The following is a 13,508-nucleotide window of genomic DNA, read 5'->3' as shown; positions in this document are numbered from 1 at the left end:
TCAAACTTAAAATTTAATCGGTGCAAACTCGTACCCTTCTGACTGAGCGCCCGGCTGCACCCGCACCATAATTGGGGCACCACTGCGATCGCCCGATGGCAAAAACTGAATTTTTCCGGTTGCTCCCATTGTCGAAAAATCTGGATTTGACAGCGCTTTTTGCAATCCGTCTCGACTGCTGTTTGATTTTAAACCTGCGACGATCGTCAACACCGCGTCATAAGACATTGCTGTTCGCCAGTTGACTCGCCCGCCCCAATACTGATTGGCACTGACCGTAAAAGGATTGTTGGCAATTGCATCGGGATGCCACGAAACGGGCAACACCAACCCATTTACGTCTGCCTGTCCCAGTTTGAGCGTGTTGATCGTATACATCGTCTGATTGCCCACTAATAGCAGCCGACCTTGATTGGTTCGGGCCACATTGATAGCAGCATCGAGTCTGTCCACTTGAGGAGCCAACAACAGTGCTTCTGCCCCACTGCTGACTGCTTTGGAGACGATCGCGTCTGCTCTAAAGTCAGGGGCCGCCAGATCACAGCCAATATTGACAAACCTTCCCCCGTCTGCCGTCATCGCTGAAATCATGTTGTTTGCAAAGGATTGACTATCGGGTGATTTGGAGTCGAGACAGATGGCGATCGCGGTTTTGCGGGCCGTCTTCAGCACATATCTGGACAACACATCCGCCGTCAGCCGACTACTGGGCACCACGCGAAACACATAGCTGCCGATTCCTGAAATGGCATCCGCCGAGCTAGTCGAGGTAATCATCGTCAGCTTTCCCTGTTCATAAATTGGGGCAGCCGCGATCGACGCATCGCTAGAGTTATGTCCCACGACCGCTAACACGCTGGCATCCTGGACGAATTCTGCGGCGACCTGTTTGGCGATTTCAGGATTGTTGTCGTCGTTGGCGATCGCCACTTCTAAAGGGATCTCAGCCCGTCGGTTTAATTCATCTTGGGCTTGAGCGACTCCTCTGAGAATTTCTTGAGAGACGTTAAGGTTGCTGCCGATCGGGGCGCTGACAGCAATTTTGAGCGGAGATTTTCGATCAAGCCGCAGTTGAGCATTATTCAAGTAAATCAGCGCTTCTGGATCATTACGATTGTCTTTGAGAGACGCTTTGAGCTTAGTCACGGCTGTCTCATAATCTTTTTTGGCAAACGCCTCAATTCCAGTTTGTTTTGCCTGACTTGCGTTGGCAATAATCAACAGTTTGTCACCCAGACTGACGCGATCTTTTGATTGGAGGTTGCTTCTGACTGAGGGCGACTGACCTGGCGGAGAAAACAGTCCTCTAAACAACCAGAATCCTACTCCCAACAAGGTTGCTGTGATTAGAAGTGCCAAAACCAGCAGCGTCGTTTCGTTTCGTTTAGCCATGTCGCAGACCTCGCCAGTCGTCTTTTTACATCTCTCCTCTAGGAGAGCTTTTATGCAAATCGACTTATAGACTATGGCTTCAGTAGCAGATCCGTAAATTCCTCAAGACTCTTTACTGAATCGTCAACGTCTAAAGAATATTGCTCAAAAGTTTATAAATCAGGCGAAAAACGGCTGTGACGGCGATCGCCACCAATCCCCCAAAGGCGGCCAAGATCAACACGCCCTCAAATCCATTTAACGACAACAATTTAAGCGCCGTAGACAACCCTGGGAAAATCAAAAGTACCGCCAGCGTAATCGCAATCAAAATCAGCAGATCGACTTTTTCAATAATTCGTCGCGACTGAGCTAGAACGAGAATGCCCGACAGCACCAGCCACAAACCCGCATTAATCACAGGAGACAGGGGAAGGCTAAAGAGAGCGATCGCCAACAATCCTCCCTCAAATCCAGTGAATGCGGCGTTGCCCAAAAGCTCCAAAGTCGAGAAACCGGGAACCGATCGAGGGGGCGCGATCGGAAGTGGCGGAACGGCGGGCTGAATCGGCAGCGGAGCAGATTGCTGAGTCACCACAGGTTGAACGGGCTGCGACTGAACGGGCTGCGGAGCCACCGGGGGAACAACAGGGTGCGATCGTGCTGTCAAAGCCTCCAGCACTTCGGCGGCCGATTGATAACGCTGACTGGGCTGCGGCAATAACAGCTTATTTAACACGCTGGCCAGACGGGGGCTGGGTTGGGCGTAAACTTGCCACTTCCAAACATTTTTATAGGCATCAAATAATTCTTTGGTTTGCTTGCCCGTGAGCAGCATGATGCAGGTGACTGCCAGAGCGTACAGATCGGTCGAGGGATAAACCTCGTCTCCAGCAATTTGTTCGGGTGGGGCAAATCCTAGCGAGTAGATGCCCGTCGAAGCTTTGCTGCCTCCAGCGGCTTTGGTGGCAAACTTGACAGCGCCAAAATCAAGGAGATAAAACCGTCCGTTGCGGTGGCGCATGACGTTGGAGGGTTTGATGTCGCGATGAATGGAGCCGTTTTCATGGACAAATTGCAGCACCTTGAGCGTTTCTCTCAGCACCTCTAACACGTCTGCTTCTGAGAATTTGCCCTTTTCTGCTAACGCTTCTTCTAAATTCTTGCCGTCGATAAACTCTTGAACGAGATAGAAAAACTTGTCTTCTGAGCCTTTGTAGGGATTGGGAACCGCCAACTCAAAATAAGCAAACAGATCGGGAATCTGAGGATGCTGTGATCCAAGCTGTTCTAGCACTTCGGCTTCGCGCTCAAACAAATCTTGCGCCGTTTGTAGTTGAGTGGGTGAGAGTTGTCCCGATGGCTGAAACTGCTTGACTACACATTGTCGCAGACCCGGAGTGTAGCGATCGCGCGCCAAAAACGCCGCCCCAAACCCACCTTGACCCAAAAGCTTAGTCGGCAGATAGCGACCCAAAAGAATTAAGGGCATCCCGCAGTGGGTACAAAACTTTTGCTGTACGGTCTTTAGCGTGGTGGAGTCGTCAAGATCGCTAAAGAAATTAATCGGTCTTGAGCAGCCGGGGCGTGTGCAATGAAGCTGCATAACTGCGGTGTGGAAGCATCCAATTCTAACTTAGCTTACCAGGGATGAAACTGGCACTATTTTTTAGTATTAATCGAGATCGGGCGTTAAGCGATTTTGATTGGAGGCCTGAAGCATTGCCCGCAGGTTTTGCGGTTCTGGATAAGGACTTTGTTTGCGCTCAAAGGCGACAGGCTGGTTGGTAAATTTGGGTAAAATTTCTCGACAAAACGCCTCGGCAGCCTTGGATCGATAGCGATTGGGGTTGATGATCACTGACAGCATTCGTTTGACGACGACATCATCAATTTTGGCGCGGTGCAGCATTCCCATTTGCAACTCTTTCTCGATCGCTGAGATCGACACAAATGACGCACCCAATCCGGCCTGAACGGCATTTTTGATGGCTTCGATCGAGTTCAGTTCCATTTCAATTTTGAGGCGGCGGGTTTCGATGCCACATCTAGCCAACACCTGATCGATGACTTTGCGAATGGTGGACTGTGAATCCAACGCGATAAACTGCAAGCGATACAGGTCGTCTTTCTGAATGACTTCTGTGCGAGCCAGCGGATGCAACGTCGGCAAAATTAGGGCCAGTTCGTCTTCGGCGTAAGGGATAATCTCTAACGTGTCTTGCAGTTCGGGAGAAATTTCGCCTCCAATGATCGCCAGATCAATCTGCCCGTTGGCTACGCTCCAAGAGGTGCGTCGAGTCGAATGCACATGAAGCTGGACGGCCACATCGGGATACTGCTGGCGAAACATCCCAATCATGCGCGGTAGCAAATAAGTCCCGGTTGTTTGGCTGGCTCCAATAATTAGTGAACCGCCCTGGAGATTTTGCAGATCTTCTAGTGCCCGACAGGTTTCTTGACAAAGGGTGAGAATTTTTTCACCGTAGTTAAGTAAGAGATGTCCAGCTTCGGTTAGTTGCGCTCGTCGCCCTCCGCGATCGAACAAAGGCACATCCAACTGGCGCTCTAGATTTTGTACCTGGAGACTGACGGCGGGTTGAGAGACATATAAGCTGTCAGCCGCGCGTTTAAAGCTCCCCTCGCTGGCGATCGCTTTAAGAATGCGTAACTGATCCAAAGTAAAAGGAAGGTCAGACATACGGCTAAACCTGAAGTGTGTAAGGAGCCTGAAATAAAAGTTGACTCAAATTGAAGTTTAGAAAGCAACCTGTGAAAAACCCCCGATGGCAATGTAAAGACGACCAAAAACATCACCAATCCATAGAATCTCCCTAAAAGAAAGATGTGGCATGTATTGTACAGAAACGTAACTTAAAGAATTTATGAAACAGGAAGTGATCTGGGACTTTCTGAATTTACCAGGAATTGCCGGAATTGCCCTAATGGATGGGCGGCCCTTTGCGAGCAACTTAAAGCAACCCCCTGCGGGTAACTCACAGAGATCACAATCTTTTTTTTATGGAAATGATCAGGCTATTAACTTTCAGCAAAAAGAAGCCCTGTCACAAGGTATCCTACAGGTTGTTGAAACGATCCCCGATGGGTTTGAGTCTTTTGAATTAAAGTTTTTGGAGTATCAAGCTTACATTTATAAGCTGCAATCCGGACGAGTTTTGCTGGTGTTGGCGCGTCGAGATTTAGATTTTTTAGCGTATTCAAGGGCGATCGTTCCTCTGCAAGCCTCAATCGAGTCAGACTTTGAAGGGACAATCAGCGTTTTGCACGCGATCGCAGCAACCCAAAATTCACTCGCTATCGATCGGCGCGTGACCCATTCTCCTCTGGCCGCGGGTGTCGAAACCGCTGTAACAGAGCAAACTATCATTACTTTGCGCGATCTACTAGCGGCATTTAATCACCTCAACACCTTTACAACTCAGTTTTTAGGAACGGCTGTCATTGTCAATTACTTAAAAACGACTCGCCCTGACAGTGAATGGTTGAGCAAATTTCAGATTGATCGAGCCGCTCATATGACCTTTGTGGGCGAAGTAACGGACGCTGTAACTGACCAGCAGCACCAATGGATTCGTGATTGGGTGGCGGCTTTTATTCGTCGCTGTTCTCAAGTTGTGCGAAATTTTGGTGCGATCGTCGAACAAAACGCTTTTGATGCTCAACAAAAACTTCTGCTGTTAAATTAACGTGAATTCGATGAAGTCTTTCGCTGCGGTTAAAAATCCAGGCAGCCCCCTAAATCCCCCAAAATTGGGGGACTTTGAACTGAAATTCTTGGCTTAAAGTCCCCCAATTTTGGGGGGTTGGGGGGCAGAAAGCTGAATCACGAAGCGGAAAAACTCCTATCGAACTGACGTTAAACTAACGTGAATTCGGTGAAATCTCTCACTACGGTTGTCAATTTGATCTGCTTCCTAAAGGGGCTAAAAGTCCCCCAGAATGGGCAACTTGAAGGGCAGAAGCGCTTTCTAACGAAGCGACAAACTCAATCGAACTGACGAACTCACATTTCCTCACGCTACCTACTTAACCTACGATGGCCAAAATTGTCAGACTCGAACCGATCGCCCAGCAAACTTCTGTCGAAACCAACGGCAACCTGCTTTCGGTGTTGATCAATAAAAATTTAGACGTTTTGAGAGAGTGTGGCGGCCGCGGTATGTGTGCGACTTGTCACGTCTATGTTAGAGAAGGCATGGAGTCTCTTTCGCCCGTCAACCGTCGAGAACAGCGCACCCTAGAAGTCATTACCTCTTGCAAATCCAACTCTCGCCTCGCTTGTCAGGCCTGTGTTCTCAAAGATGGAGTCGTCGTCGAACTGCCCCCCGGCATGTATATTAACTCCATCAAAGACATCGAAGACCTGATTGGCCGCCGCGCCGAACAAGACCTGCTGCACCCCCTGACCGGACAAGTTTTGGTCGAATCTGGAAAACTGATCACACGATCGATGCTCAAAAAAATCCAGGACACCACGAGCTTTAACGTCTCCAATTATTTCTCAAATTCATCTGGCAGTTAAGAGGAGCAATCAAAAACTGAATGGCACCATTCGTCAAATTTAGAAGATCAGTCCGACCGAAACCTCCTTAAACTCCCCTGATAATGGGAAATTTGAACAGAAAGCTCACATCGTCTATAATTCACCTTTGGTTTCAGGCTTCACCGCTCACGTTCTCGTTACCGCTCTTCCAAATCTGGGAATGCTGCGTACAAAACCACCAATTCCGAGAGAAAGTCACATGTTGAGCCAGATGCAGCGCTTGAGTTTGGAGGCAGAAGGCCGGTACGCCACTGACGAAGAATTGAGCTTTTTGACGGATTATGTGCGATCGTTTGAGTTGCGCGTCCAAACCTACCAAAAACTTCAAGGCTGTGAGGCGCTAATCATGCAGCAGGTGCAAGCCAAAATGCAAGCGATCGACCCCGCTCTTTTTCGCAGTGGCAATGATGACATCACGATTAAATGGAAGCGAGATACTTTGCGCGTGTTGCGATATTCGGCAGTTGCGATGCTGGTAGACGACCCGGAGACCCTGAGAGAACGGTTTTTGTTTTGGTTTCAAACCATTATGCGAGCCTTTGGCGCTCAACGAAGCTGCAATGTCACCTACACTGTGATGCAGGAAGTCGTCAAACAACACCTCAGCCCCGCTCAAGCCAACGTATTCTTGCCAATCTTAGAAGTCAACCGTCGAATGCTGGGCACCGTCTAGCCGTTAGTTCTCAATCACCAAGGGAATACTCAACCCAATCACTCGTTTCACGGTCATGTCAGCCATTTTTGACTGTGATTTGCGCCCCCACTAGACTTTGCAGGAGAAGATGATGGCGACTGCTCTTTTTAATCAAAACCCCGCGAAACTCAAGAACCCCAAACGCCACAACCACTACGGTTTCAAAGACTTTTTTCAATTTGACCCCGATCGCGGCAACATCATCGACTGGAATGATAGCCAAAATGTGTTGACGACTGAGGACTTTATCATCGGTCTAGTTGAGGGATTAGAAGAAGAAGTCGGAGACGCTTCGGCGGCGACAATGTACACGATCGGCTGTGAGTGGGGTCAGAAGGATGCGTTCTTTTTTGAGAAGTGGTTTGAGAAAGAATACGATCGCAACATGCGTCAGACCAATCTGATGTTTTTGCTCGAAACCTGGTGGTGGCCGTTTACCTCTCAAGGCTGGGGTCGCTGGGAAGTCGATATGGGCGATCGCAAGCAAGGCTTTATGTTCATCAACGTTTTTGATTCCGCTGTGGCGAGAACGCTGGGCGATGTGGGCAAGCCTGTCTGCTATCTTTATGCGGGACTGTACGCTGGATTTTTTACCGAATTGGTGAAAAAACAACTCAGTTGCATTGAGATTCAGTGTTACTCGATGGGCGAGACTTACTGTAAATTTCTGCTGGGCGGCCAAGAACGCATCGATGCTGCTTCATTTTGGCTCAACGAAGGAGCGACCGCACGAGACATCGAAAAGCGGCTGCGGGCAGGAGAATTGCAATGAGTGCTGAAATGAGTGCTGGATCATTTCCCGCTCAGGGTCAGAATTGGCTGGACTCCTCCGTTCAAGAATTCTTCAAAACCTGCAATTGGGATGACCACTCGATCGCCGTACAAGATATCCAATTCGCGTCACTCCTCGACGAAAATATTTCTTTGGAGCTTACGCTAAGTGTGGGTCAGTTTTTTGCAGCGGTTAACTGGGAGGGTGCAAGTTTCAACAAAGCGCCTTTACCCATTGTCGAAGCGCCGATCGCCTCAGACTCAGACGGCACATTCACGCTGACAGACTTTTCAGATCTCTTTGGCTAGGTTCTAAAACTGTTGTTGAATTTTATTTTTTGCTATGCAATCTCCGATCGAAACTGTGTTTGACGAAGCCGAAAGTCGCTACCTCAAAACAGAGGAACTGCGAAGCCTGGGTAAATACGTCGTTTCTCTCCCCGAACGGATTAGCGCCTATCGTGCCCTGCGTGACCAAGAATTGACGATCATGCAGCAGGTGGCAGACCAACTTCAACTCAAACTGCCCGACACCAAGCTAGACGTTTTAGAACGCAGTCTCAAAAATGGCATTCTAGTACTGCGCTATTGTGCAATGGGCATGTTGTTGGCCGATGAAAATTTTGTGCGATCGCGTCTCCTCCATTGGTTGAGCGATTCAGTTCAGCTACACAGCACCCAAGCGATCGACACCACCGTTTACTCACTAACCTTCCAAACCCTCAAAACCACCCTCACGCCCAAACAAATGGCTGCCCTAGAACCCTTCTTCACCCTCGTTCAAAGCGCCTTTACCCAATCTGACCCAGACGAAGATCTCCTCACGATCGCGGGTATGTTCTAAAAAGCGTGAATTCGATGAGGTTCTTTTGCTTCGTTGCTCTGCGCTTCTGCCCCCCCAAGCTGCTCACTCTGGGGGACTTCATTTAGAACCAACTAGAACAGTTACTTTCATCCCTCATCCCTCATCCCTCATCCCTCACTCCTCATCCCTCCCTCCCTCACCCCCCATGATTTCTGTTGCCGACCTCCTCACCTCCGATCGTCTTCCTGCCAACTATTACGCCAATGAAGTCTACGTCCGAGGCGATCTAGAAATGGGGCTGCTCGAAAGTCGTCGGGGCGATCGTCTGCTGGCCCTGCCCCAAACCCTGCTGCAAGCCATTTATTCTGGGCTGACCAAAGAGACGGGACAGGCTTCTAAGCTGGTGTTGTTTAACTGTGGTCGCTGGTGGGGCAAAAACTTTTACAATCGCTTTCGAGAAGAGTTGTCTGATTACTACGGGACACCGCTCAGTGACATGGTGATGGCTGACTTTTTGCAATCACTCAAGCAATGCTGGATTACCTATGGCTGGGGCAAAATGGACTTAGATCAGACGCACCACCATCGCGGCTTTTTGATCGTTCAAACCTGGAATTCGCCCTTTGCTAATCAAGCCCCTCCGACTGGGTTGCCCGTCTGCTTTCTCGAAGCGGGGATTTTGGCTGCATTTTTTAGTCAGCTTGCCGGGAGAGAATTGTACTGTGTGCAGACAAGCTGTGAGTCAATGGAGGCAGACTGCAATCGCTTTATCATCGGACTCCAAAACCGGGTAGAACCGGCCGAGGCGCTCGTCGAAAGTCATTTAGATCACGACGCTATTCTGCTCAAACTCTGCGGGTAACTCGAAGAGACTAAGTTCTTTCGCTTCGTTGTTTGGCGCTTCTGCCCCCCAACCCATTCTGGGAACTTTGAGATTAGAGTTTTGCATCTCGTACTGTTGCGTCTCGTACTGTCAAATATTCTGATTTTCGCTCCAACTCTCAGATTTAAAACGCCCCCTATCGTGTGTCACAGCCAGAGTTAAATCGATCGAAATATCGCCTCCTGGGATTGGTTGGGCAGGGGCAGTTTGGTCGCGTCTATTGTGCTATTCACCGCAAAACTGGGCAGATTGTTGCGCTCAAAGCGTTGGAGCGATCGCGCTTTCCGACTCGACAATTTTTGAGAGAATTACGCTTTCTCACGAGTTTGCAGCATCCGCATATTGTGGCGTTTCAAGCGTTGGAGCATGTAGACGATCGCCGCTATCTGGTCATGGATTATTGCGAAGGAGGGACGCTGCGATCGCTCATGGAATATCGTCTGCATCCCGCCTTGAGTGTAAAACTGGTGGCCGATGTGTTGAGCGGACTCGACCACGCCCACAACAATGGGGTTATTCACTGCGACATCAAGCCAGAAAATATTTTGCTCAGTCTGCAACCGATGGGTTGGTCTGCCCGGATTTCTGATTTTGGCATTGCTCGTCTCAGCCAAGAACTCGAACAAAACAGCAACGGTCTGACGGGTTCCCCTGCGTATATGGCTCCAGAGCGATTTTATGGGCAATATTCTCGATCGACTGATTTGTATGCGATCGGGATTCTCCTCTTTGAGTTGTTGGTGGGGCATCGACCGTTTTCTGGCGTTCCTTCAGAGTTGATGTCGGCTCATCTCAATCAATCGGTACAGATTCCAGATTGTGTGCCTGCTCCGTTGCAAAGTCTTTTATTAAAGTCACTGCAAAAGCTTCAGGCACGACGCTTTCATTCGGCGGCTGAGATGTTGTCGGCGCTCAAATCGGTGCTGCAAAGTTGCCCAGAGTTGAAAATTAACCCACGGTCGCCCAACTTTTCACTCCTTGCTTCTACGAGCGTTTTGTTGGCGCATCCTCTACAAAGTTTGCGGGAGGAGATTGTGCGGTATCCGATCGAGCGTCTGGCTGTGATCGAGTCTTCTCCGATTTCGGGGTACGATCGCTATTTGAGTCGATCGTCGAGAGCGTTGACCGTCACTCAGCTAGAAAGGGGCAGTCAGATCTGGGGTCGAGACTATCCCAAAGGGCTGCTGTCGATTGGTCGTCAACGAGGTCAAGAAGGGCTACTAACCCAATTGATTGAACCGATTCGAGAATTACTGATTCGTCCGCAGGGCTGTTTTGTGGTGACGGCGCGATCGATCACCCTGCTCCCATCTCTTAAGCCACTTATTCAAACTGATCAGCCGTTGGTGGCAGATATTGAGGCTCAGGGGCGCTGGATTGCGGTGTCATCGGAGACTCAGTCTCTCAAAATTGGGCGGCTCCCTGACTTTAGAGTGACTGATCCGCCGATCGCTTGCTCTGCAAACCTCTTCAAACTGATTGTTCTGGATTCTCGCCATTTGGTTGCGATCTCTCGCGTCTCGGCGGGGACTCATCTAGAATTTTTTAATCGTCGTAGTCAAACGATCGGTCAGGTGTCTCTTCCGGTTCACCTCGATCACGTCATTTTGGGGAGATCATCTTACCAACTGGCAGCCATCGAACCCAACCATCCCAGATCTCTGTTGTTAATTAACCTCAAACCGTTGAGTTTGCTACGAATCCCTCTCAAAATCAAACCGAAATTTTTGGCAGCGATCGCCGAGGGCTACAGTCTCATCGATGAACAGGGACAGCTTGTATTAATCGACCACAGCGGACACGGACTCAGCCGCATTACAGGATTAACGAACCCTTGCGCGATCGCGTCTTTTGGTGAATCTGGCTTGCTGGTCGCCACCTGGCATCAAAGACAAGGCAAACTGCACACGCTCAACCTCAAAGCCTTTCTAGACTAGGGACTCAACAAAAGATGGTCTGACCTGTAAGCTAGTAGATAGTGAGAAAATTCTGATTCCCCCTCGCCGTTTTCGCGTTATGACGTTTGACTGGCTCACTCCCAGCCATTGGATAATTTTTGGACTGTTAACTGGGTTTGCGATCGCTCACAGCGGTTTGGCGGCTCTGCGCCCCTGGGCCGAAAAGCGAATTGGAGCAAGGTTTTATCGAGTGCTATTTGCGATCGTGAGTCTCTCGATCGCCGTTCCTCTAATCATTTACTTTTACAATCACCGCTACGATGGGTTACAGCTTTGGCAAGTTCAGGGCGTTCCGGGTGTGCAGAGTTTTGTTTGGGTTCTCTCTGCGATTTCGTTCTTCTTTCTCTATCCGGCTACATTCAATCTGCTTGAAATTGCGGCCATTCAAAAGCCTGAAGTGCATCTGTTTGAGTCGGGCATCATTCGGGTCACGCGCCATCCGCAAATGGTGGGTCAGGTGATCTGGTGTATTGCCCACACCCTATGGTTGGGGACGACTTTTACAATCGTGACCTCGATCGGGCTGATCTTGCATCATTTATTTGGCGTGTGGCATGGCGATCGTCGTCTCAGCGCCCGGTATGGAGAGGCGTTTGAGAAAGTCAGGGAGCGGACATCTATTATGCCGTTTGCGGCTATCGTGCAAAAGCGTCAAACCTTTGAGTGGAAAGAGTTTCTGCGTCCTTCCTACGTGGGGGTCTCCATTTTTATCGGATTACTTTGGTGGGCCCATCCGATATTAGTTGATGCAACAAGCCGCGTACCCTGGTAGGATGATCCCAAAGCAATAGTAAACAGCAATAATAAAAAGAAACTATGCGGTCTTCGATCAGCGAACAGGTGTTTGTGAAGGAAGTGCTGGAATCTTCAATGCCCGTTATTGTCCATTTTTGGGCACCGTGGTGTGGCATTTGTCGATTGATTGAACCCTCGTTGGATAAGCTGCGATCGGATTGGAATGAGCAGATCAAGATCGTTGGCATCAATGCAGACGAAAATCTCAAATTGTCCAGTGGCTATCGGATTAAAACATTGCCAACGGTCTTACTGTTTCGAGAAGGTGAGTTGTTGCAACGGTTTGACAGCTTCCACAATCGCGAGGAGCTTAAGACTGTGTTGCTAAAAGTAATGTCTATGGCGGCACGAGCCGAGATGCCACGGGCGATGTAGTGCAATTAGCTTAAATCTAGCTGGCGGTTCAAACTGCGTCGATAAGAACGAAGTCTACATTCGCAAACCAGGAAATCCTTTCAATTCGTGAAGAAAACTTTGTTGGTAGCCCTGTTGAAGGCACCTGCGAAGCTAACTTCATTCACTAGGTATTGAACCCATGACTCTAAGGATCGTGAATTAAACAACCTGTAATTCTCGCGGTTTCGCTTCGTTTGATTCGGCTTCTGCCCCCTAAATCCCCCAAATTTGGGGGACTTTGAACCGCGAAACTGCCTTAAATTCTAGAATGTCTGCTTTCTCAAAGTCCCCCAGACTGGGGGATTTAGGGGGCGAAGCGATCAGGCAATCATCGATCTTATTCAATTCACGATCCTAAGCTAGACGGGTGGGAATGAATGCGATCGCTAAACCTGCCCCATTCCCGCTTATTTCACTGACTACTCAGAACTATCGACTATGGGCAGCCGCAGAGTTTTGAGGAGGTTGGCTGGCGATTTCAAGCAGCCCTGGAGAATCAATAAAGCCGTAGTAGAAGGAAATCGCCGCGACGATCGCATGAAGCCAGACATCGTTGCCAAAGATGGGTATCAAGCCAAATCCTGTGCTAAATTCGGGCACCAGTCCAAAGGCGGCCAGCAGCCCAAAAAAGAAGGCCAATCCGCGCCCATAGATGCGAGATCCACCCAGACCGATCGCTGAGACGAGTCCCAAAATTCCCACAATAATGTAGATGCCATTCTCAATTGGGTTAATCGGAAACAGCCCAAACAAATAGCCCAACTGTACCTCAACGCCGCCATGCGCCTCGATCACATTGATGGGGTGCTGCAAAGCCGGGATGAACCCTAAAATTCCAAATACGATAAAAAAGATGCCAGTGAATAAGGCAAAATACTGACCTGGTTTCATGTTCTTCATACGATCACTCCGATGTAGAAATAGAGCTTTTTGCAGGCTCTACCGATTTCTATTTCAGATTAAGCAATCACTGTTTTAGCCTCCTCTCCTTAATGGAGGATTTGAGAACTAATCCCCATTTACACATTGATGGCAAAGAACCTTAGACATTGGATAGCAGACTCTAAACTCTGAGAACTATAGCAATCCCAAATCATTCGTGAAATGCAGAATTGATCGTGCCCCCAGAATGGGGGATTTAGGGGGCGAAGCGGACTGGAACGGAGCGACAAAAATCTGTTTATGACTCATTTAGGATTGCTATATTTAACTTCTCCTAAGTAGCTAGGTGCAATTAAATATAAAACGCTCCAAGGAGTACTCCCCTATTT

At 49.1% G+C, this 13,508-nt stretch carries 14 protein-coding genes; 10 read left to right on the top strand and 4 right to left on the bottom strand.

Features of this window, described 5'->3' with window-relative positions; genetic code table 11:
• Positions 1-6: 6 nt before the first annotated feature.
• The 3 genes from ACKFKH_RS28540 to ACKFKH_RS28530 form a co-directional block, all read right to left on the bottom strand.
• On the bottom strand, positions 7-1,392 hold the full coding sequence (locus tag ACKFKH_RS28540) for an ABC transporter substrate-binding protein (protein ID WP_446861750.1): 1,386 nt from the start codon (positions 1,390-1,392) through the stop codon (positions 7-9).
• A 130-nt stretch (positions 1,393-1,522) separates the two neighbouring features.
• Positions 1,523-2,977: a protein kinase domain-containing protein gene (locus tag ACKFKH_RS28535; RefSeq protein ID WP_446861749.1), complete on the bottom strand. Its 1,455-nt coding sequence runs from the start codon at positions 2,975-2,977 to the stop codon at positions 1,523-1,525.
• 69 nt (positions 2,978-3,046) lie between these two features.
• A complete protein-coding gene (locus ACKFKH_RS28530) occupies positions 3,047-4,072 on the bottom strand; it encodes a LysR substrate-binding domain-containing protein (protein WP_446861748.1) in 1,026 nt (341 codons plus the stop codon).
• A gap of 184 nt (positions 4,073-4,256) precedes the next feature.
• On the opposite strand from ACKFKH_RS28530, the gene ACKFKH_RS28525 reads away from it, so the two are divergent.
• From ACKFKH_RS28525 to ACKFKH_RS28480, 10 genes are all read left to right on the top strand, one after another.
• Positions 4,257-5,078 (top strand): hypothetical protein, encoded by an 822-nt coding sequence (locus tag ACKFKH_RS28525; protein ID WP_446861747.1) that lies wholly within the window; start codon positions 4,257-4,259, stop codon positions 5,076-5,078.
• Between the two features lie 350 nt (positions 5,079-5,428).
• Positions 5,429-5,914 carry a 2Fe-2S iron-sulfur cluster-binding protein gene (locus tag ACKFKH_RS28520; RefSeq protein ID WP_446861746.1) on the top strand — a complete coding sequence of 162 codons (486 nt, stop codon included), beginning with the start codon at positions 5,429-5,431 and terminating at the stop codon, positions 5,912-5,914.
• A 181-nt stretch (positions 5,915-6,095) separates the two neighbouring features.
• Positions 6,096-6,608, top strand: a complete 513-nt coding sequence (locus tag ACKFKH_RS28515) for a phycobilisome protein (RefSeq protein WP_446861745.1) — start codon at positions 6,096-6,098, stop codon at positions 6,606-6,608.
• A 112-nt stretch (positions 6,609-6,720) separates the two neighbouring features.
• Positions 6,721-7,401 carry a V4R domain-containing protein gene (locus ACKFKH_RS28510; RefSeq protein WP_446861744.1) on the top strand — a complete coding sequence of 227 codons (681 nt, stop codon included), beginning with the start codon at positions 6,721-6,723 and terminating at the stop codon, positions 7,399-7,401.
• The gene (locus tag ACKFKH_RS28505; protein ID WP_446861743.1) at positions 7,398-7,709 is read left to right on the top strand and encodes a hypothetical protein; all 312 of its coding nucleotides are present in this window, start codon (positions 7,398-7,400) and stop codon (positions 7,707-7,709) included. The genes ACKFKH_RS28510 and ACKFKH_RS28505 overlap by 4 nt, the downstream gene beginning before the upstream one ends.
• Before the next feature lie 34 nt (positions 7,710-7,743).
• Positions 7,744-8,244: a hypothetical protein gene (locus ACKFKH_RS28500; RefSeq protein ID WP_446861742.1), complete on the top strand. Its 501-nt coding sequence runs from the start codon at positions 7,744-7,746 to the stop codon at positions 8,242-8,244.
• Positions 8,245-8,410: 166 nt separating this feature from the next.
• Positions 8,411-9,067: a V4R domain-containing protein gene (locus ACKFKH_RS28495; protein WP_446861741.1), complete on the top strand. Its 657-nt coding sequence runs from the start codon at positions 8,411-8,413 to the stop codon at positions 9,065-9,067.
• Positions 9,068-9,231: 164 nt separating this feature from the next.
• A complete protein-coding gene (locus tag ACKFKH_RS28490; RefSeq protein WP_446861740.1) occupies positions 9,232-11,025 on the top strand; it encodes a serine/threonine-protein kinase in 1,794 nt (597 codons plus the stop codon).
• Positions 11,026-11,104: 79 nt separating this feature from the next.
• Positions 11,105-11,818 (top strand): NnrU family protein, encoded by a 714-nt coding sequence (locus ACKFKH_RS28485; protein ID WP_446861739.1) that lies wholly within the window; start codon positions 11,105-11,107, stop codon positions 11,816-11,818.
• A 44-nt stretch (positions 11,819-11,862) separates the two neighbouring features.
• Positions 11,863-12,216, top strand: coding sequence for a thioredoxin family protein (locus ACKFKH_RS28480; RefSeq protein ID WP_446861738.1), 354 nt, complete (start codon positions 11,863-11,865; stop codon positions 12,214-12,216).
• 450 nt (positions 12,217-12,666) lie between these two features.
• Here ACKFKH_RS28480 and ACKFKH_RS28475 read toward each other — a convergent pair whose 3' ends face one another.
• Positions 12,667-13,137, bottom strand: coding sequence for a DUF4383 domain-containing protein (locus tag ACKFKH_RS28475; protein ID WP_446861737.1), 471 nt, complete (start codon positions 13,135-13,137; stop codon positions 12,667-12,669).
• Positions 13,138-13,508: the final 371 nt, after the last annotated feature.

The organism is Phormidesmis sp. 146-20, from assembly GCF_052939475.1.
This window is presented reverse-complemented; position numbering and strand designations above follow the sequence as displayed.